Genomic DNA, 20,367 nt, shown 5'->3' with positions numbered 1-20,367 from the left:
GCCATGAACCTGAGATTCCGAAAATACAGCTGGCAACTGGCGCCGTCATCCATCAGGGACATCCGCCAACGGGTGTTTATTGAGGAACAGAAAGTGCCGCCAGAGCTGGAGTGGGACGATACCGACGAGATTGCTGACCATTACCTGGCCGTGGATGACAGCAACACTCCAGTGGCTACCGCTCGCCTGTTCTCAACGCTTGAAGAGACCGGTTATATCGGTCGTATGGCGGTGTTACCGGAGTATCGTGGCCAGGGGGCTGGTGATGCCCTGCTCAGACACCTGCTGGCCGAATCCGCTGGTCGCTTCCAGGAACTGAAACTCTCCGCCCAGCAGCACGCCACCGGATTCTACCAACGCTTCGGCTTTCACATCTGCTCGGATATTTATGATGATGCAGGCATCCCCCACCTGGATATGCGCTGCCTGGCTCCCACACTAGCCAGCCAGACCGGTGATCAACGCGCGAAGCCACTGATTCTTGGCGAGGATTCCGAAAGCTGGCTGTTCGGTGATGAAAGCACCATGCTGGAACTGATGGACTCACTGGTAGCGCAAGCCGGCCAACGCATATGGCTGTACGATGACGTGCTTGATCACGGCCTCTATGACCGCTACCCGTTGCGAGAACTGATCTCAGCAGTGGCTAGACGGCACCGGTTGAGCGAAGTTCGCATCCTGATTCACGATGACAAGCCGTTGGTTAAACGCAGACACCAACTGGTAGAGCTGATGCGACGGCTCACCAGCCGGATTGAACTACGCTTGGTCAACACCGATTACCCGATGGAAAACCAGCCGTTCCTGCTGGCCGACCGCCAGGGTGTGCTGTACCGCCACGATTTCAATAAGCCAGAGGGCTTCGCCAACTTCGCCAACCCGGGCCGGGTCAAGCTCATGGAAGAGAGTTTCCAGCGCATGTGGGACGCCGGCCGGGGCTCTCTGGAACTGCGGGAACTACCGCTCTGAGTGCAGCCCCGGGACAAGCTGGGGCGACTCGAACCTGGCACCGAAGGGTGCAAATTCGTCGTCCACCTCTTCCGCCACCTCGGCAATCAGCTTCCGCAGCCATTGATGATCGCTGTTGTGCTGCAGCAACGGGCTCCAGGCCATTTTCAGCTCGAACGGCGGAATCTCGAACGGCGGAACCTTCACCACCAGGTTCGGGTTGTCTTTCTGCAGCCAGGCCGCGCGCGACGGCAAAGTGGCGATCAGGTCATGCTGTTCCGCCAGCAGCATGGCCACCTGGTAATGCCGGGTGAAAACCGAGATCTGCCGTTTGCGCCCCATTCGCCCAAGGGCTTCGTCTACCCACCCCAGCCGCTGGACATCCTTGGGGTTCACCCCCACCCCCACACCGAAGCCGGTTTTACTGACCCAGATATGGCTGGCATCCAGATAGGTATCGAGCGTAAATGGCTCCTTGAGAATGGGATTACGGGCATTCATCAGGCAGGCAAAATACTCGATCCACAGGGTTTTCTGGTGGAACGACTGAGGAATCTTGTCGAAACGGTTGATAGCCATATCCAGCCGGCCCTGTTCCACATCCAGAAAGCTCACGTCGCTGGGGGTCAGCACGTCCAGAGTAACGTGGGGCGCCTCCTGGCGAATCCGCCGCAATACCCTGGGCATCAGACAGGATTCCGCGTAGTCACTCGCCATAATACGGAATACCCGTTGGCTCTCCTGGGCGGCAAAGGGGGTTTTCTCCTGCACCGCCTGTTCAATGTCCGAGAGAATGCCACGGACTAAAGGCTGCAGTTCCCGGGCCCGCTCCGTGGCTGTCATGCCTTCACTGGTGCGCACCAGCAACGGGTCGCCAAACAGATCCCGTAACCGGCGCAAGCCGTTGCTCATGGCCGGCTGGGTAATGCCCAGATGATTGGCTGCCTTGGTGACATTGCGCTCACGCAACAACACATCAAGGTATACAAGCAGATTGAGATCAACCCGGGAAATATCCATTCGTGATTCCTGCCAGACAGTGAACGGGCGCCGGTTTGGCCTGCCCTGCATTCATCGGTTTAATATACAGCAATCAGTAAATTCATTAAATGAATGAAGTATTTTCTGTACTTACAACCGGAAACGGACGACCACCCAGATTTCTGCTAGGCTTTCAGAGCGTTACCCAATAATATCTGATAATACGAGGCGCGCCTGCCAAGGCGGTCCGCTCACTGCAATCCGGAGCCATTACCGACACCATGGACACTACCACCATTGTGCTGCTGCTTGCGGCGATCGTCACCGTCTCGCTGGTCATTATTGTCATCAGTCAAATGCGCGAAAAGGCGCGGATTGAACGGGTTCGCAAGATGACCGCCCGGGAAGACGAATACAATCGTGCCTACCGCCTGTTCTCGGAAATACCGGCCCAATACCTCTCCCCTGACCTCAAGTTGCTACTGCTCAAACGCATGGAAGAAGCGTGTCATGATCTGGCTGCCCTTAAGTCTGATCAACCGGTAAGCGACTGGCTTGAAACCATTAAACAGACCAGGAAACAGGTGCTGGAAAACAATGATAACCGGGCATCGGTCAGGATCGACTCCCCGGAGAAAGCAACCTACGTCAAAGAACTGCTGCAGAGCCTGTTCAAGATGATCGAGGCTATGCACAAAGCCGGTCGGCTCGACACCGCCAGCGCCAAGAAGAACCTGAAGCACGTGCTGTTTCTGGTGCACAAGACCCACGCCGACCTGCACGTTTTCCAGGCCCGGGACCATATCCGGCAGAACCAGATCCGCAAAGCCATCCACGCTTACCATCTGGCCAGCACGGAAATGGGTAAGTCCAAGGACAATCCGCTGGCCATGAAAGCCGTCAAGAGCTTCAGAACACGCATCAAGGAGCTGGAAGCCAGCCTGGCAGACGGCGGCACCCAGACCGAAAGCCACTCAAAACTTGACCGCGAGTGGGATAATTTCCTGCAGGATGATGACACATGGAAGAAAAAGGCTGATTACGACGATTGAGGAGCGGGACATACCACACTGACCAGCCACAAGGACGACCATTCACCGTGTTAAAGAGCTTCCGGCAAAGACTTTCCTACCGCCTTACCCGCGACACCGTGCTGGTAGCTATGGCTCTTGGTCTGGTTCTGAACCTGATTCAGATTACCCTCGACTATTTCTCGGCAAAAGACGCCATGGAACAGGACATACGGGCGCTGATTGAGATCAGTAACAGTCCGGCGTCCCAGATTGCCTACAACATCGACGTCAGACTGGCTGAGGAGTTGCTGGATGGCCTGTTGCGTCACCCGGCAACCATAGACGCCCGGATCGTCGACAGCGACGGCCAGACCATGTCGGCCGCCAGCCAGAGTAGCCCGATCTCCCGATACCGCTGGATCAGCGATCTGCTGTTCGGCTCCAGCAGCGTGTTCAGTACAGAACTCCGGGTACCCCAGCTGCAAGACCTGCCGCTGGGCCACCTGGTTGTCACCATAGATACCTGGCATTACGGCTGGCAGTTCCTGCAGCGCGCGGTCAACACGTTCGTTATCGGACTGCTCAAGAGCCTGGTGTTGTCGGTTGCGCTGCTTGGCATTTTCTATTTCGTGCTGACCCGCCCCATGCTCAACGTGATTGAGGCATTAAGTCGTGTCAGGGCAAGTACCCCGGAGAAAGTCCGGCTACCGGTGCCTGCAAACCATCGTTTCGATGAAATCGGCACCATGGTCGGCATCATCAATGAGCACCTTGAACACATGGAAGGCAGCGTGGCCCAGTTGAGGGCAGCCGAGAGCGCCATGAAAAACTACTCCAGCCAGCTGGAGCAGGAAGTGGAAGACCGAACACGGGAGATTTCTGAAAAGAACCAGGCCCTGCAACGGGGTAATCGGGCCCTGGTTCGCGCCAAAGAAGATGCGGTAAGACGCGCCCGGGCCCGGGCCAACTTCCTGGCCAGCATGAGCCATGAGATCCGCACTCCGCTGAATGGCGTGCTGGGAATGCTAGGCCTGGCACTGGAAAGCGAACAGGACGCAGGCCAGAGAAATCGTCTGGAGATTGCCCTGAACGCCGGCGAGAGCCTGCTGGGGCTGCTCAATGATATTCTTGACATCTCGAAGGTCGAGGCCGGAAAACTCAACCTTGAGAACATTCCATTCAGCGTTCGCGACCTGGTCGAGGAATGCTCAACCCTCCACGCCCAGCAGGCTCGCCGCAAACACATCAATCTTGTCAATGAAACCGACCCGATGTTACCCGAACAGTTTCTGGGCGACCCGACACGTACTCGCCAGATCCTGAACAACTTGCTGAGCAACGCGGTCAAGTTCACGGACGATGGCCATGTCAGGGTGCGCGCCACCTACTCCGGTGGAAGTCTTCGCATGGAGGTTATCGATAGCGGCATTGGCATGTCCAAAGAAGGTCTACACCGGATCTTTTCACCCTTTTCACAGGCCGATACCGATACCACCCGACTATACGGCGGTACAGGCCTTGGCCTGACGCTTTGTCGCCAGCTTGTTGAACGGATGCACGGGCAGATACTGGTGGATTCCAGTGAGGGTGCCGGCACACATTTCACCGTCACCCTGCCCCTTCCGGTGCATGAACCGGCGCACCCCAGACTGCCTGAGATGGCTGCCAATAGATTGTGTGAGACCGGCGTTGCCATGGCCATACCTCAGGATCACCCGCACCGGCTGGCGATCGAATCACAACTGCGAGCATGGGCAATTCCGGTTCGCAGTGCCAGTCGTCACCCAAAGGGCATCCTGCTGGTAGCCGCAGAGCCAGGTGACGAAGATTACAGGGCCTTCGCTGACGGCTGGCAGGGAATCGGCGTTATACTGGCCGACAGCAGTGGCTCAGTCAGTTCCGACAAAACCGGCCAGTTTGTTCTACCGCTACCACTCAGGCGAGCCGAACTCTACCAATGCCTCTGCGCCGCAGCAGGATTACCAGACAGCGCCAGCACAGAACCCCAGGGTCAGCCCACCGCGGCAGCGAAGACCGAGAGCCAACTCACGCTGTTGCTGGTTGAAGATAATCAGGTCAATCAACTGGTTGCCAGCAGCCTGCTGAAAAAGCTGGGGCATCGGGTCGATCATGCGGAAAACGGCCAGCGGGCCCTGGAAGCGCTGCAAAAGCGCCGTTACGACCTGGTTCTGATGGATTGTCAGATGCCGGTTATGGACGGCTATGAAGCAACCCGGGCGATCAGACGCAATCCGGAGTGGCAGACATTACCCATCATTGCAGTTACCGCCAACGTCATGCAGGGTGACCGGGAGGATTGCCTGGAAGCCGGTATGAACGATTACATCACCAAACCTTACAAGCGTGACGAGCTCAGGGCTGTTATTGATCGTTGGGCGCCGAGTGCTCCAGAATCTCAAGCAGACTCCTGAGTTCGTGCCGGAGAGCGACCATCCTTTCCGGAGCCACATCCAGGCCGCACACCAACTGGCCGGGCACCTGACGAGCCGCCTCCCGCAACCGCCAGCCGTCCTCGGTCAAACTCAGTCGAACAACCCGCTCATCGGTTGCCTGCCGCTGCCTGATTACCAGACCACGATCTTCCAGCCGCTTCAGGAGTGGTGTCAGGGTGCCGCTATCAAGCCGCAACCGGGCTCCCACATCCGATACCCGGGCGGCCTCCTCACCCGAGCCATGCTCCCAGAGCACCAGCATGACCAGATACTGTGGGTAGGTCAGCCCCAGCTCAGCAAGCAGGGGGCGATACCGTGCTGTGACCGCCCGATTCAACGCGTAGAGAGCAAAGCAGATCTGGTTATCGAGCGCCAGCATCTGATCATCGGCGCTCATCTCAGAGCAGCTCCTCGATATCGGCACGAATGTCTGCGGGTTTCGCCGTGGGTGCGTAGCGGCGGATGACCTGGCCATCCCGGTTAACCAGGAACTTGGTAAAGTTCCATTTGACCTTCTCTGACCCCATCAGGCCCTTGGCCTCCTTCTTCAGGAACCGGAACAGCGGATGAGCCCCGTCTCCGTTCACATCAATTTTGGCAAACATCGGGAAGCTGACGCCATAATTCAGGGAGCAGAATTGACTGATGGCATCCTCATTTGCGGGGTCCTGATTCATAAACTGGTTACAGGGAAAACCCAGTACCTCAAAGCCCTGACCACCGAGTTGATCATGCAGCGCCTGTAAGCCCTCAAACTGCGGTGTAAACCCGCACTTTGATGCGGTATTCACAATCAGCAAGACCTTTCCCTTGTAATCGGCCATTGAGGCTTCATTGCCCTTGATGTCACGAACACTGAAGTCGTAAATGGATTCGCCAGACATACGCTTGCTCCTGTTGATGGTTCTCATGAACTTTAATTGTGCACAATTTAATTGAACAAAACCACAAGCGAAACTGTCATTACAGGCCAGACACCCGGAGTTCACTTTCGAAAACCGCCGCAAACTATCCGTATTTGGCCACAATTCAACACATTTGCCCCTGTTGTCCCGGGCCTCCCCTCCGCTAGAATAGGATGCTTCCGTTTACCGGAGCCTCTTTCAGACTGTTTGTTAAGGACGCCAGCAACCCATGCAGAACTATTTCAAATCCGCCAAGCTCGACAATGTGTGCTATGAAATTCGCGGCGTGGTTCTGCGTGAGGCGCGTCGCCTTGAAGAAGAAGGCCATCGGGTTCTCAAGCTCAACATTGGCAACCCGGCGGCGTTTGAGCTGGACGTGCCGGAAGAAATCCAGCAAGACGTCATCTACAACATGCATCAGGCCCAGGGATACGTGGAGTCCAAGGGGCTGTTCTCCGCTCGAAAAGCCGTGATGCATTACTGCCAGCAACGGGGTATCGCCAAGGTCGATATCGACGACATTTTCCTGGGCAATGGCGTCAGTGAGCTGATCGTCATGTCCATGCAGGCACTGTTGAACACCGGCGATGAAGTGCTGATTCCGGCACCGGATTACCCACTCTGGACCGCTGCCGTTACCCTCTCCAGCGGCAAGCCGGTGCACTACCGGTGCGATGAGCAACAGGGCTGGTTCCCGGACATCGATGACATCAAGAAGAAGATTACCCGCCGCACCCGGGCCATTGTTCTGATCAATCCCAATAATCCCACCGGCGCGGTATATTCCGAAGAGCTGCTGCAGCAGGTCATCGAACTGGCCCGACAGCACAATCTGATCATCCTGTCAGACGAGATCTACGACAAGATCCTGTACGACGGCACCCAGCACACCTCTATTGCTGCCCTGGCCGATGACGTTCTGTTCTTCACCTACAACGGGCTTTCGAAGAACTACCGGGCGGCCGGCTACCGTTCCGGCTGGATGATTATCAGCGGCGCCAAGCATCGCGCCAGGGACCTGATCGAGGGCATCGAGATGCTCTCCAACATGCGCCTGTGCGCCAACGTGCCGGCGCAGTTGGCCATCCAGACGTCATTGGGTGGCTACCAATCTATAAATGATCTGGTGGCACCGGGCGGCCGGCTGTATGAACAGCGGGAAACTGCCTGGCGCATGCTCAACGACATTCCCGGCGTTAGCTGTGTCAAACCCCAGGGCGCCCTGTACCTGTTCCCGAGACTGGACCCGAAGCACTTCCCGGTGGTCAACGATGAAAAGCTGGTGCTCGACTTGCTGCTGCAGGAGAAAATCCTGCTGGTTCAAGGGTCCGCTTTCAACATTGATGACAGACAGCATCTGCGCGTCGTTTTCCTCCCCCGGGAAGATACCCTGGCAGACGCCATGGGCCGCCTGGGCAATTTCCTGGAGCATTACCGCCAGTAACCGGAGCTGATATGGCCGACATACATGTCGAGGAGTTCTACAAGGACGTCGCTATTGCGCTGATCCAGCTTTATGCCGCATTCCCGAGAAGGATCAACCTGTTTGTGGAAGACATCGCCGGGCCAGACGAGCCAGATGAGTTTGGCCTTCACAGCAAGCGACACATGGCCTGTTTCGGCGCGCTTCTGTGGCTCTCAGAGGAAGGCCTGTTGCGCTACGTCGACACCATTCGGCAGGAAGCCCTGGACCAGGCCGTTCTGACCCGCGAGGCGTTTGTGCGCCTCAGTGCTCCGGCGCCCCAGGCGCTGATACGGGAGCTGAATGCCTCCAGTGCTGAAGCAGAACTGCCACCTTCCGTACAAAAGGATCTGTCAACCTATATCCACCTGCTGAGATCGGCCCTCAAGAGTGGTAGTTCCAGCCGTATCAGCCTGGCCGTTCAGTCTTCTTTCTTCATTGATTCCGGCGCAGGGAGCGTGCATTAAATACAGGTAAGGCTCTTGAAGGAGTGAACCCGGACCACATATATCGGTCAGAAAGGCAACCAGTTTCAGGGAACGTTAACACGGGAATAGACTATGCGGATTTTGTTGTTTCTGGCCACCAACCTGGCGGTCATCCTGGTCGCAAGCTTTACCTTGCGACTGCTGGGCGTTGACAGCTATCTGGCCCAACAGGGCATCAACTACGGCTCGCTCCTGGCGTTTGCTGCCGTATTCGGCTTTGCGGGTGCCATCGTCTCGCTGTTGATTTCCAAACCCATGGCCAAGTGGAGCACCAAGGCCCGGGTTATCGACTCCCCCAGAACACCGGCCGAACGCTGGCTGGTGGACACAGTGGCAGAGCTTTCCAAGAAAGCGGGCATCGGCATGCCTGAGGTTGCGATTTTCCCCGCCTCCCAGTCCAACGCGTTTGCGACCGGCTGGAACAAAAACGACTCGCTGGTGGCGGTCAGTGAAGGGCTTCTGCACCGGTTCAACAAGGATGAAATCCGGGCCGTACTGGGCCACGAGATTGGCCACGTAGCCAACGGTGATATGGTCACGCTGGCGCTGATTCAGGGCGTGGTAAACACCTTTGTCATTTTTGCATCACGGGTCATCGGCTCCTTCGTCGACCGGGTGGTGTTCAAGAACGAAAACGGCCATGGTATTGGCTTTTTTGTGGTCAGTATCGCCGCCGAGATTGTCCTTGGCATTCTTGCCAGCACCATCGTGTTCTGGTTCTCCCGCCGCAGGGAGTTCCGGGCGGACATTGCAGGGGCCCAGCTGGCCGGCACCGGAGCAATGATCAGCGCGCTGGCTCGCCTGAAACAGGAAAGTGAAGTGCCGGATCAAATGCCCGACACTCTTCAGGCCTTTGGTATCAACCGTGGTGCCAGGGCCGGGCTGGCAGCCTTGTTCATGACTCACCCGCCACTGGAAGATCGCATCGCAGCCTTGCAGAACGCCAGGGTGTGACAGAAATTCCTGTGCAGAAAACAAAGGGGGGCGCTATCAGCGCCCCCCTTTGCATCTGCAATCAGGTCACGTTGGTCAGATTTTGAGTTTGCAGCCCAGTGCACGGAAACTGTCCTGCAGCGATTTACTGGTCCCTTTGAGCTGAACCTTCAGGCTGGAGCACTCCCGGCGCACCGGATAGTCACGGCGCAGGCGGTCAAACGCCAGAGCCCGTTGCTCAGGATTACCCCGCATGGCCAGTCGCAGCCGGGCATCATCCCGCCTTGGGTCGTAACAGACCCGAAGCGCGGTACGAATGGCGTCGTCTTCCTCAGCGGAACTGGTAAACGAGACTTTACTGACCGCGGGTTCAGGCAAAAACTGACCCGCTTTCTTGCGTATGGGCAGCCCCAGGAACTGGCACAACGCCTGGTATACCATTTCCGTACCCTGCATCTTGCCCTCGAGGCTATAGCCGGCAATATGGGGGGTTGCCAACCACACTTTCTCCACAAGGTCGGGACTGATGCCCGGCTCTTGCTCCCAGACGTCCAGCGCCACCAGTGGCGCATCAGCTTGCTCCAGGCGGCGCATCAATGCCTCGGAATCAATCACCTCGCCCCTACCACCATTGATCAGCAGCTGATCCTGGCCGATCAAAGCCAGCTCCGGGTGTGACACCATATGCCAGGTAGCGTGAGGCTGATTGCGGGTCAATGGTGTATGCAGGGAAACCACATCACACTCCAACGCTTCTGCCAGGCTGCAATAGGGCGTCTCTGCGCCGGATTCCCGCTCCTGTCTTGGCGGGTCACACAGGCGTACCTCGAATCCGAGGCGTCCCAGACACTGGGCCAGTTGGCCACCCACATTACCAACACCAACAATACCAACCTTCAGAGATGTCCAGTCATCCAGACCGCGACGTTCAGCAAACAGCGACACCACTGACAGTACATACTCCGCCACGCTGCTGGCATTGCATCCGGGGGCAGCGGCAAAGCCGATGCCCTGCGTCTGCAACCACTCAAGGTCTATATGATCGGTGCCAATGGTCGCAGTACCCACAAAACGAACCCTGGTTCCTTCCAGCAACTCGCGGTTAACCCGGGTTACCGAGCGAACCAGCAGAATATCGGCATCGGCCACCTGTTCGCGAGTCAAGGTTCTGCCTGTAACCCGGCGAATCTCTCCGATGTCACCGAAGAAGGCGTCCAGTAACGGAATATTCTCGTCTGCAACAATCAGCATGGGCCTGGCCTCCCGCGACCGGATCAGTTACGCCGTGGGCGTTGACCGCGCCCGGCCGGTCCACGACCGCCCTGGGGCCTGCGGCCGCCGCGTTTTCGAGTAATCGGAGGGTTATCCATCGTGGCCATCAGGTCTTCATCCGGAACCGCAGTTTTCAGCTTCTGGCTGATGTACTTCTCGATCTCTGGCAGCGCGAAAGAATCATCCTCGCCGGCGAAGCTCACCGAGACCCCGGTCTTACCCGCCCGGCCAGTGCGGCCGATGCGGTGCACATAATCCTCGGCGTTCTCAGGCAGGTTGTAGTTGAATACGTGGGTCACGCCATTAACGTGAATGCCCCGGCCTGCCACATCGGTAGCCACCAGCACCTGGATCTGCCCCTTTTTGAACTGGTCCAGCGTTTTCAGCCGTTTGTTCTGGGCGATCTCGCCCGACATCAGGGCCACTTTCACGCCCTGGTTTTTAAGGTCCTCCTCAAGATCCCGACATTGGTCACGACGGTTGGCAAACACGATGGCTTTCTCAACCTCCGGGCGCTTGAGGTAGTTCACCAGCACCGGCAGTTTGTCGTCGTCCGACACCAGGTAAACCGTCTGCTCTACCCGCTCGGCGGTCTTCTGCTCCGGCTCAATTTCAACAAACTCTGCATTGCGGGTCCACATGGACGCGAGGTTGAGTACGTCCTGGTTGAAGGTGGCGCTGAACAGCAGGGTTTGGCGGTCATCTTTTTCGGTGCACTTGCGGATAATGCGTTTGACGTCGGGGATGAACCCCATATCCAGCATGCGGTCTGCTTCATCCAGGATCAGGATGTCGATCTGGTCCAGAAACACGTCCTGGGAACCCAAAAAGTCAATCAGCCGGCCCGGGGTTGCCACCAGAATGTCGACAATCTCATTCTGCAACTGCTCACGCTGCTTGTCGTAGTTCATGCCGCCCACCACGGTAACCACATTGTGGCCGGTGTACTGGCAAAGCTGCTCTGCGTCTTTGGCGATCTGCATGGCCAGTTCACGGGTTGGAGCCAGGGCAAGCACCCGGGGCTCCGAGGCAAACCGGTCTTTTTCGTCCACTGGCGTTTCCAGCAGTGTCTGTATCGCAGTGATCAGGAACGCTGCCGTTTTGCCGGTACCGGTCTGTGCTTGGCCGATGAGGTCTTCGCAGGCCAGGGTCCACGGCAGGGTTTCAGCCTGAATGGGCGTACAGTATTCGAATCCGATTTGACTGATGGCATCCAGCAGGCGCTTGTCCAGGTTCAGATCGCTGAAGCGCAAATCGCCGGTATGTTTTGGGTCAGATGTCATAGAGGCTCTAATATCCTTGAGTGGTCGTATTCGGGAGCCGTGGGCGCCACGCGGCGCTTGTCCTGATGCCAGCATTGCTGGATTCTGTCGGCCGTCCCGTAGAAAGACGTGAGTGTATCGAAAAATTGCCGGGCTCTTGGTGGCAGGCCCCGGGCCATATATTCAGAAACCTGCAGACAGACGTTAGCGCGGAAGGCCTGCTCATCGGCGGCACCGCTGCCGGCAAGGTTATCAACGCTGATATGAAAGCGAGTGCCGGCGGCCAGGGAAAACAGCCATTCAATGGCCTGGGGCTTTACCTCCACCTGTTCGAACGCCTGCTGCTGTTTCAGGCTACGCCCATCCGGACAATACCAGTATCCATAATCGTGCAATGTGCGCCGATGCTCACCGGCTATACACCAATGGGCGATTTCGTGGAGGGCACTGGCAAAAAAACCGTGGGCAAACACTACCCGGGCAAGTCCGTCTGGCTCGCTGGCAGGCAGGTACTCCGGTTCGTCACTGCCCCTGACCAGAATGGTCCGGTAGGATTCCCGGAACAGGTCGTTGAACAGCATGATAAGATCGTCTGGATTGTGATTCATCGGTTGGCTATTGTGCGACTTTAATGCAGGCAATACCAGAGGGAACTTTGACACCTCGGTGATGTCTTTGGCAGCAAGGCAACGAACCATACAGCCGCCTTTTTTGAAAACACCCAGGATAACGAAGCATTCATGACAGCTATTCCGGCCCACTATCTACGACTGCGACGACCACTTACCCAGTTCTTGGCTCTTGCGGCCCTGCTGTTTGCCATGCTTCCTGCGGTCGCCCAGGCCTTTGGCGGCTCAGGCAACTCCCTGTTTGGTGGCGGCAACAATGGCTTCCTGCCCGTAGACGAAGCCTTGCCCTTCAACCACCGCACCGAAGGCGACAGCGTTATCCTGTCCTGGGATATCGCTCCGGGCCACTATCTCTATGAGAGTCGCATCCAGATCACCCCGACCACCGACGGCATCAGCATTGGCGAACCGGAATTCTCATTGCCCGGCACCCTGACCGAAGACGAATATTTTGGCGAGATGATGGTGTTCTTTGATCCGGTCGAGGCTCGCGTACCGGTCATCCTGCCTGAGGGGATAACGGAAGCGGAACTACAGGTCAGCTACCAGGGCTGCGCCAAAGCGGGCCTGTGTTATCCGCCGCAGACGCGGGACGTTCTCTACTACCCAGGCAAGAGCGGCAGCCAGGGCAATTTATCAATACCGGCAGCCAGTGGCGACTCCAGCGGCGGGGCATTCAACACGGCTGACAATACGTCCTCTGCGACCGGACTGGCCGGCTTCCTGTCCAGTCAGTCCATGTGGATGATTGCCGGCGTGTTCTTCCTGCTGGGGCTGGGGCTGACGTTCACCCCCTGCGTCTTGCCCATGGTGCCGATCATTTCCACCATGGTTTCAGGCCACAATACGCGCACAACCGGGCATGCGCTGTTGCTGTCGGGCAGCTACGTGCTCGGCATGGCGCTCACCTACGCTGCCGCGGGGGTGATTACCGGACTGCTGGGCGCCAGCTTCAACCTGCAGGCACAACTCCAGTCACCCATGGTGCTCGGCATCTTCGCCGCTCTGTTCGTACTGTTTGCCCTGGCCATGTTTGATCTGTTCGAAATTCAGCTACCCCGCTTTATTCGGGAACCGCTTAACGATGCCAGCCAGAAACTGACAGGTACCCGGGTGATCAGCATTTTTGGTATTGGCTCCTTGTCGGCTCTGATTGTCTCTCCCTGCGTTTCCGCACCACTGGCTGGCAGCCTGCTTTACATCTCCACCACCCAGGACGCCGTCATCGGTGGCGTTGCCTTGCTTGCACTCGGCCTCGGCATGGGGGTTCCACTGATCCTTGTGGCCGTTGGTGGCCGTAAGCTACTGCCTACCTCCGGCCATTGGATGACCGCCGTCAAGCATTTTTACGGTGTCATGCTGCTGGCCGTTGCCATCTGGCTTGTCGAACGGATAGTGCCGGCCTGGGCAGGCCTGACTATGTGGGGGCTACTGGTGGCCATCACAGGCGTTCAACTGGGCGCCTTTGATGCTGCGAGGGCTGGCTGGGAACGAACACGCAAAGGCCTGGGCCTGGTAATGTTCGCCTACGGCCTGGCTCTTCTTGCGGGGGCTGTCACTGGCGCGAACGATCCTTTGCGGCCGCTGGCTCCATTTACCGCCTCAGCGGGCCAGGTACCGGGCGGCGCCAGCCATGCGGACTTCCAGCGTGTCAAAGATCCGCAACAGATTCGAGTGATGCTCGCCCAGGCCAGCGCCAACCAGCAACCTGTGGTGCTCGATTTCTATGCAGACTGGTGCGTGTCGTGCAAGGTTATGGAGCGAAACGTGTTCAGCGATCAGGACGTGATCCAGGCGCTGGCGCCCTACACTCTGTTGCAGATCGACATGACCGACAACACCCGAGAGCAACAGGCCCTGCTGGATGAACTCGGGCTCTTCGGTCCGCCGGCAATTCTGTTCTACCGAACCAACGGCGAGGAACTACAGGAAGCGCGGGTACTGGGGGAAATGAACCGTCGGCAGTTCCTTGAGCATCTTGGCAAGGTAGCGCGAGAAAGCTAAGCGGTCTGCTCAGCCGGCACAACGGCGGATGAGAAAATGAAACTCGCCGTCCAACTCCTGATGACTCAGCAGTTCATGACCCAGGAACTGGCAAAAACGGGGTATATCCCGGGTTGTAGAGGGGTCAGTCGCAACAACGCGCAACACTTCCCCTATGCCAACATCGTTAATCCGGGTGTGCAGCAACATGACCGGTTCCGGGCAGAACAGCCCTCGAGCATCAAGCTCGGCGTTATACTCCAGGGTTGTCAAAACAGCCACCTCCAGTTCTCGTGATTTTCAGAATCCGATGCTAAATTATTGTTTACAGCAACGAAAATAAAGGACCAATTGCATGATTCGGGTTTTGATTGAACGACACATCGCAGAAACTCTGGAAACCGCCTACGAGGAGCGGTCCCGCCTGGTATTGCAGCAGGCCGTGGGTGCACCGGGTTTTATTTCAGGTGAGACTCTGGTCGACAGCCATGACCCGAACCACCGTATCACCCTTGCCAACTGGCGTTCAGAGGCTGACTGGGATCGCTGGTACCATTCCCAGGAGCGGCGCGAGCTGATGGCAGAACTGGTGCCCATGATGGACCGTGATGAAGTCATCACAGTACTTGAGCAAAGCCCCATGCCCTGAGCCGGTAAGGCTCAGTCCAGGCGTTCGATGAAACAGGTGATTTCCTCTCGATCATGATACAGATGGCGGGCCCGCACGTGGCAAGTCAGGCCTGCCTCCTCAATACCGCGCATCAGTATGTCCTGGCATATCAGCCATTCGTCGTAGCGTTTCTTCATCGGTAACTTCAGGTTGAATACCGTGTATCGGCAAAGCCTTTCTGACAGCCAGTCCACTGCCATTCGGGAGGTTCGGCGCGGCTTGTCAACGATGTCGCATACCATCCAGTCGACCGCACGCTTCGGACGCCAGGCATAGCCATCGGCCTCAACGTGCTCAACATGCCCACTGGCCATGAGCTCGGTATTCATCGGGCCATTATCAACAGCGGTGACCATCATGCCGTGATTCACCAGTTGCCAGGTCCAGCCGCCCGGGGCAGCTCCCAGATCCACAGCTTTCCTGCCACCGCCCAGATAGTCCAGCCATCGATCTTCCGGCAGAAACACCTTCCAGGCCTCCTCGAGTTTCAGCGCCGAACGGCTGGGAGCCGAAGCGGGCAACCTGAGCCTTGGCACTCCCCCTGGGAACGGCGATCGGTTACCGGCGAGGCTGTATCCAATCACGGCTGTGCCAAAGTCTGCCAGCAGTATTTCCAGACGGGTCCTGGTTTGTGCATCCGCCGATTCCTGAAGCAATCCCGCGCCCCGCAACCCCTTCGATAACGGCGCCACCCACTTGCGGGAAAAGTTGCCCAGGTCGCGGTCCTCGTTGCTCTCGGGTAAACGCACCTCTACCCGGGCACAACCACTACCAGCCCAATCCTGATCTCGCAAAAACGCCACCACAGCCCCTACTCGATCCTGAACAGGCAACGCGCAGTCGCCCAGGATAATGAACCAGTCCCGGACAAACACCAGCTCTTCCAACGGCAGGCGGCCCATAAGCTCTTCCGGGCTCTCCCCACTGCCGATGCTAAACCGAACCAGCCCGGCATTCCTGACCGGCTGAAAGTAACCAAATACGCCTCTCAGAGTGGCCTGGTCCGTCACTTCCTGGCCCGCCTCGGCTTCGAATCCAGGGCGGCACACCAGCATAACCTGTTGCATTTATCACCTTTTCAATCACAATTGTCAGGAATCTGACACCCTGACAGATAAGAAACTTGAACCTGTTTAACAGCAGGATTTGTTTACGCTGGCTACACTTCCGCCTTCATTCGACATGGGATTCCGGTGATGACGCCTCGATTCTGCGCCCTGCTGATGCTTGGCATGCTGGCCCTTGCCGGCATCGTGCCCGGCCACAGCCTGGCGGCGGAACCGTGCCCGACCCTTCAGGCCACCAATCCCGAAGCCCGGAGCGCGATTAATTATCACCTGTGCTTCCACTCCGCACGCCCAGGTGAGCCGGCCCACGCCGCCAACAGCGCATCGGAGTTGCCGGCCGATATGCCCTGGACCCCTGCCAACGGCCATGACCTGGTGTTCAGCCACACAGACGCCGTATACTGGATTCAACTGACCGTACACAATCCGGGCACCGACCGGACGCTCTGGTATCTGAAGCTCAACTACCCACTGCTGGACGAAATTACCTTCTGGCAGGACCGCCACCAGCCGGGAAACTCAGATGTTACCACCGAGGCCGCACCGCCGCTGACCACAGGTGATTCACTGCCGTTTGCCACCCGGGGCATAGATTACCGTTATTACCTGCTGCCGGTCACCCTGGATCCGTCAGAACGGCGAACTATTACCATCCGGGTTCACAGCAGTGGTGCGCTGAATGTACCTCTCGCCCTGATGACACCGGAAGAGGTCATTGCAGAAAGCAATCACCTGACCTTGATTCACGGCCTGTTTTACGGAGCGCTGCTGATACTGGCGGCCTTCAACCTGCTGCTTTTCTTCAGCTCCGGCACCCGGTACTACTTTTACAATTCTTTCTATATCAGCTCCATGGCGATGTTTCTGTTTGCCATGGGTGGCTTCGCAAATCAGTATTTCTGGCCGGAAAGTGCCCAACTGGCGAACTTATCGATCCCACTCACGCTGGTCATCTGCTCAGCCGCCATGACTCTGTTTGGCTGGTCATTTCTTGATGTCAGTGCCGGCACGGTTTCAGAGTCCGTGCTCCGAGGGCTGGTCTGGTCTGCTGTGGGCTTGCTGGCCCTGACCTTCGTGCTGCCCTATTCGAAAACCATCCTGCTGAACACGGCTTATGCTCTGGTGGTGATTGCCGCGTTGTCTGTCATTGCCACTATCCGCTGGCGCCAGGGCTATCTCCCCGCGTTCTGGTACATCGCTGCCTGGATGATCATGGTGGTCGGCGCCCTGGCTTATGCCCTCGCGGCCTTTGGCTACCTCGGCGACTATCTCGCCCGCGAGGTCATGATGCAGGCCGCTGTCGGGGGCCAGGTTATCCTGCTGAACTATGCGATGGTGCAACGCTGGCGCCTGCTGAATCAGAAGTTGCTGGATATCGAGCACCAGGCACGCACTGAGCTGGAGTTCAAGGTTCACGAGCGCACGGCACAGCTGCGCAACACCATGCGGGAACTTGAGCAGGCGAACCGGAAACTGGCATCTCTGAGCCTGAACGACGCCCTGACAGGACTACACAATCGCCGGCACATGGATAACCTGTTACCGGAACTCTGCCGTGAAGCTCGCCGAACCGGCCAACCGTTGTCACTGGCGCTGGTTGATGCCGACCACTTCAAGCGAATTAACGACACCTGGGGCCATGATTTTGGCGACAAATGCCTCAGACATATCGCCAACTGCCTGAAGGACCAGATCAAGCGACCACGGGATGTCGCCGTCCGGTTTGGCGGCGAAGAGTTTGCCCTGCTCCTACCCGGCACAGACGCCACCGGCGCTTCAAAATTGTGCCAGGATATTCTCGAGGCGATTCGGGGCTCCCATATCACCGCTCCGGATGGCGCCGACATCAACCTCACCGTGAGCGCCGGAATCGCCGTTCTTGGCAGCGAAGAACTACCAGATAGCTTGTTCCGGCGCGCTGACAAAGCGCTCTATGCAGCCAAAGCCGCCGGCCGGGACGGAATCTCCCTTGCTCAACGCAGTTCCGAGCCCGCCAGCAACTCCTGAGCAAAACGGCTGGTTTCGCAAGCCGCCCGCTTAATGAGCGTCGCCTGGCTTTCGGGATGCCTTGCCGGCGTCTTGAAGTCATGGTTTCCACCATCCAGCCAGCACAGCCGGTTTAGCCCCCTCATCTTACCCCGGGCCGCAACCTCCTCCGGCTTGCCAAAAGGGTCCCGGGTTCCCTGTATAATCATCATCGGGCAGTCAACGGTCGAAAAATGATCAGTACGCCAGCGATCCAGCTTGCCGGGGGGATGGAAAGGATAGCCATAGCAGATAACCCCGGAGATATCTGGAGCCTGCTCGCTGGCCAGCACTGAGGCAACCCGACCGCCCATTGATTTACCGCCCACCAGGATCAGGCAATCCTTGCCCAACTCAGTTCTTACCCGCGCCACTTCGGCCCGGAAGGAGTCCAGCAACACGGGCATTCTGTCCGGTGGCCGTTTACGGCCGTCTTCACGTCGCCGAACCATGTAAGGAAACTCAAAGCGCACCGTTGCAATACCCTGCTGCTCCAGAGCCGCCGATAGCTGATCCATAAAGGGAGAATCCATGGGTGCGCCGGCCCCATGGGCCAGCAACATGACACTTTTGGCGCCTTTACCATAGTCTTTGGTCGTAATCCGATTCACAACGTTCACCTCTTGGCTGTCAGACGGTATCATTAGTGACCGAGCAGAAACCTTCAAGGTGCTTCGGCAACCCGGCTCGGGCCGTGCAAACTATTGGCCAAACTGCTGATTCCAGCGCATTTGACGAATGTCAGGAGTTGACCTGAATCATTGCAAAGGCCTAATGGTTTCTCCATACTTGCGCCCGCATAATTCCCCATCCTAAACCCATTGGTAAGGCTATGAGCACAGTAAATGCAAACCTGACATACAACTACAAGGTGGTGAGACAATTCGCCATCATGACAGTGGTATGGGGTATTGTAGGCATGGCTCTGGGTGTGTTGATTGCAGCACAGCTGGTTTGGCCATCCCTCAACCTCGATCTGCCCTGGACTCACTTCGGTCGCCTGCGGCCGCTGCATACCAACGCCGTCATCTTCGGCTTTGGCGGAAGTGCCCTGTTTGCTACCTCGTACTACGTTGTACAGCGGACCTGTCAGGCTCGCCTGTTCTCTGATGGTATGGCAGCATTCACGTTCTGGGGCTGGCAAGCGATCATTGTATCTGCAGCCATCACCTTGCCGCTGGGCATTACCTCTGCCAAGGAATACGCCGAACTGGAATGGCCGATCGATATCGCCATTGCCGTCGTGTGGGTAACCTACGCACTGGTGTTCTTCGGCACCGTTATGAAGCGCAGCACGCCACACATCTATGTGGCCAACTGGTTCTATGGCGCCTTCATCATTACCGTTGCGGTTCTGCACATCGGTAACAACATGGCCCTGCCAGCGACAGCCTTCAAATCCTACTCTGCATACGCCGGTGTGACCGATGCGATGATGCAGTGGTGGTATGGCCACAACGCCGTTGGCTTCTTCCTGACTGCCGGCTTCCTGGGCATGATGTACTACTTCGTTCCCAAGCAGGCCAACCGTCCGGTTTATTCCTACCGCCTGTCTATCGTCCACTTCTGGGCACTGATCACGACCTACGTATGGGCCGGCGGCCACCACCTGCACTACTCTGCCCTGCCTGACTGGGCACAGACTGCAGGCATGATCATGTCCCTGATTCTGCTGGCGCCATCCTGGGGTGGTATGATCAACGGGATGATGACTCTCTCTGGTGCCTGGCACAAACTGCGCACCGACCCGATCCTGCGCTTCCTGGTGGTATCGCTGTCCTTCTACGGTATGTCTACCTTCGAAGGCCCGATGATGTCTATCAAAACCGTTAACGCCCTGTCTCACAACACTGACTGGACTATCGGCCACGTCCACTCTGGTGCCCTGGGCTGGGTGGCCATGATCAGTATCGGCGCAGTCTACCACCTGGTTCCAAAACTTTGGGGCGTGCAGGCCATGTACAGTACTGCAATGATTAACGTTCACTTCTGGCTCGCGACCGTCGGAACCGTACTGTACATTGTTGCCATGTGGGTCAACGGCATCATGCAAGGCCTGATGTGGCGCGCAGTCAACGAAGACGGCACGCTGACCTACAGCTTCGTTGAGTCCCTTGAGGCGTCCTACCCCGGCTATTTCGTCCGGTTTGTCGGCGGCGCCATCTTCCTCGCCGGCATGCTGATCATGGCTTACAACGTGTACATGACCGTGCGCCAGAAAGAAGCCGCAGCAAAGGACAACGCTGCCGTTCAAGCGGCGTAAGGGGAGAGACCAG

Annotated in this window: 19 protein-coding genes; 10 read left to right on the top strand and 9 right to left on the bottom strand. The window is 57.5% G+C overall.

From position 1 onward, the window contains the following. Nucleotides 1-3: 3 nt before the first annotated feature. Complete coding sequence (locus tag ABIE59_RS00170) at nucleotides 4-969, top strand: GNAT family N-acetyltransferase (protein WP_354443166.1); 966 nt, start codon at nucleotides 4-6, stop codon at nucleotides 967-969. Here ABIE59_RS00170 and ABIE59_RS00165 read toward each other — a convergent pair. After that, nucleotides 958-1,968, bottom strand: a complete 1,011-nt coding sequence (locus ABIE59_RS00165; protein ID WP_354443164.1) for a LysR family transcriptional regulator — start codon at nucleotides 1,966-1,968, stop codon at nucleotides 958-960. The two genes, ABIE59_RS00170 and ABIE59_RS00165, sit on opposite strands and share 12 nt — an antisense overlap. A gap of 242 nt (nucleotides 1,969-2,210) precedes the next feature. On the opposite strand from ABIE59_RS00165, the gene ABIE59_RS00160 reads away from it, so the two are divergent. Both ABIE59_RS00160 and ABIE59_RS00155 read left to right on the top strand, forming a co-directional pair. Further along, nucleotides 2,211-2,981 carry a hypothetical protein gene (locus tag ABIE59_RS00160; protein WP_354443162.1) on the top strand — a complete coding sequence of 257 codons (771 nt, stop codon included), beginning with the start codon at nucleotides 2,211-2,213 and terminating at the stop codon, nucleotides 2,979-2,981. A 110-nt stretch (nucleotides 2,982-3,091) separates the two neighbouring features. Next, the gene (locus tag ABIE59_RS00155) at nucleotides 3,092-5,374 is read left to right on the top strand and encodes an ATP-binding protein (protein ID WP_502915309.1); all 2,283 of its coding nucleotides are present in this window, start codon (nucleotides 3,092-3,094) and stop codon (nucleotides 5,372-5,374) included. Here ABIE59_RS00155 and ABIE59_RS00150 read toward each other — a convergent pair. Next, the gene (locus ABIE59_RS00150; RefSeq protein WP_354443158.1) at nucleotides 5,325-5,792 is read right to left on the bottom strand and encodes a MarR family winged helix-turn-helix transcriptional regulator; all 468 of its coding nucleotides are present in this window, start codon (nucleotides 5,790-5,792) and stop codon (nucleotides 5,325-5,327) included. The genes ABIE59_RS00155 and ABIE59_RS00150 overlap by 50 nt on opposite strands. A 1-nt stretch (nucleotide 5,793) precedes the next feature. Continuing rightward, the gene (locus tag ABIE59_RS00145) at nucleotides 5,794-6,279 is read right to left on the bottom strand and encodes a glutathione peroxidase (RefSeq protein ID WP_354443156.1); all 486 of its coding nucleotides are present in this window, start codon (nucleotides 6,277-6,279) and stop codon (nucleotides 5,794-5,796) included. A 250-nt stretch (nucleotides 6,280-6,529) separates the two neighbouring features. Between ABIE59_RS00145 and ABIE59_RS00140 the strand changes: the two genes are divergently transcribed. The 3 genes from ABIE59_RS00140 (at nucleotide 6,530) to htpX (ending at nucleotide 9,204) form a co-directional block, all read left to right on the top strand. Continuing rightward, nucleotides 6,530-7,744: a pyridoxal phosphate-dependent aminotransferase gene (locus tag ABIE59_RS00140; RefSeq protein ID WP_354443154.1), complete on the top strand. Its 1,215-nt coding sequence runs from the start codon at nucleotides 6,530-6,532 to the stop codon at nucleotides 7,742-7,744. Nucleotides 7,745-7,755: 11 nt separating this feature from the next. After that, nucleotides 7,756-8,229 (top strand): hypothetical protein, encoded by a 474-nt coding sequence (locus tag ABIE59_RS00135; RefSeq protein ID WP_354443152.1) that lies wholly within the window; start codon nucleotides 7,756-7,758, stop codon nucleotides 8,227-8,229. A 93-nt stretch (nucleotides 8,230-8,322) separates the two neighbouring features. Continuing rightward, nucleotides 8,323-9,204, top strand: a complete 882-nt coding sequence (gene htpX / locus ABIE59_RS00130) for a protease HtpX (protein ID WP_072677521.1) — start codon at nucleotides 8,323-8,325, stop codon at nucleotides 9,202-9,204. Between the two features lie 75 nt (nucleotides 9,205-9,279). On the opposite strand, the gene pdxB is transcribed toward htpX, so the two are convergent. From pdxB to ABIE59_RS00115, 3 genes are read right to left on the bottom strand one after another with little or no spacing between them, the layout of a single operon-like run. Beyond that, the gene (pdxB, locus tag ABIE59_RS00125; RefSeq protein WP_354443149.1) at nucleotides 9,280-10,434 is read right to left on the bottom strand and encodes a 4-phosphoerythronate dehydrogenase PdxB; all 1,155 of its coding nucleotides are present in this window, start codon (nucleotides 10,432-10,434) and stop codon (nucleotides 9,280-9,282) included. A 23-nt stretch (nucleotides 10,435-10,457) separates the two neighbouring features. Next, nucleotides 10,458-11,738: an ATP-dependent RNA helicase RhlB gene (rhlB, locus tag ABIE59_RS00120; RefSeq protein ID WP_354443147.1), complete on the bottom strand. Its 1,281-nt coding sequence runs from the start codon at nucleotides 11,736-11,738 to the stop codon at nucleotides 10,458-10,460. Then, complete coding sequence (locus ABIE59_RS00115) at nucleotides 11,735-12,325, bottom strand: elongation factor P hydroxylase (protein ID WP_354443679.1); 591 nt, start codon at nucleotides 12,323-12,325, stop codon at nucleotides 11,735-11,737. The genes rhlB and ABIE59_RS00115 overlap by 4 nt, the downstream gene beginning before the upstream one ends. 132 nt (nucleotides 12,326-12,457) lie before the next feature. On the opposite strand from ABIE59_RS00115, the gene dsbD reads away from it, so the two are divergent. After that, on the top strand, nucleotides 12,458-14,350 hold the full coding sequence (gene dsbD / locus ABIE59_RS00110; protein ID WP_354443145.1) for a protein-disulfide reductase DsbD: 1,893 nt from the start codon (nucleotides 12,458-12,460) through the stop codon (nucleotides 14,348-14,350). 9 nt (nucleotides 14,351-14,359) lie between these two features. On the opposite strand, the gene tusA is transcribed toward dsbD, so the two are convergent. Beyond that, nucleotides 14,360-14,602 (bottom strand): sulfurtransferase TusA, encoded by a 243-nt coding sequence (gene tusA, locus ABIE59_RS00105; protein WP_354443143.1) that lies wholly within the window; start codon nucleotides 14,600-14,602, stop codon nucleotides 14,360-14,362. Between the two features lie 82 nt (nucleotides 14,603-14,684). Here tusA and ABIE59_RS00100 point away from each other — a divergent pair, with 82 nt between their 5' ends. Next, nucleotides 14,685-14,978, top strand: coding sequence for an antibiotic biosynthesis monooxygenase family protein (locus ABIE59_RS00100; protein WP_354443141.1), 294 nt, complete (start codon nucleotides 14,685-14,687; stop codon nucleotides 14,976-14,978). Nucleotides 14,979-14,989: 11 nt separating this feature from the next. On the opposite strand, the gene rlmM is transcribed toward ABIE59_RS00100, so the two are convergent. Further along, nucleotides 14,990-16,066: a 23S rRNA (cytidine(2498)-2'-O)-methyltransferase RlmM gene (gene rlmM, locus ABIE59_RS00095; protein WP_354443139.1), complete on the bottom strand. Its 1,077-nt coding sequence runs from the start codon at nucleotides 16,064-16,066 to the stop codon at nucleotides 14,990-14,992. A gap of 129 nt (nucleotides 16,067-16,195) precedes the next feature. Here rlmM and ABIE59_RS00090 point away from each other — a divergent pair, with 129 nt between their 5' ends. Continuing rightward, entirely contained in the window at nucleotides 16,196-18,073 is a 1,878-nt protein-coding gene (locus ABIE59_RS00090) for a sensor domain-containing diguanylate cyclase (RefSeq protein ID WP_354443137.1), read from the top strand. On the opposite strand, the gene ABIE59_RS00085 is transcribed toward ABIE59_RS00090, so the two are convergent. After that, nucleotides 18,040-18,702: an alpha/beta family hydrolase gene (locus tag ABIE59_RS00085; protein ID WP_354443135.1), complete on the bottom strand. Its 663-nt coding sequence runs from the start codon at nucleotides 18,700-18,702 to the stop codon at nucleotides 18,040-18,042. The genes ABIE59_RS00090 and ABIE59_RS00085 overlap by 34 nt on opposite strands. Nucleotides 18,703-18,923: 221 nt before the next feature. On the opposite strand from ABIE59_RS00085, the gene ccoN reads away from it, so the two are divergent. Beyond that, entirely contained in the window at nucleotides 18,924-20,354 is a 1,431-nt protein-coding gene (gene ccoN, locus ABIE59_RS00080) for a cytochrome-c oxidase, cbb3-type subunit I (protein WP_354443133.1), read from the top strand. Nucleotides 20,355-20,367 lie beyond the last annotated feature (13 nt).

The organism is Marinobacter sp. MBR-99 (assembly GCF_040547575.1).
Lineage (GTDB): Bacteria > Pseudomonadota > Gammaproteobacteria > Pseudomonadales > Oleiphilaceae > Marinobacter.
This window is presented reverse-complemented; position numbering and strand designations above follow the sequence as displayed.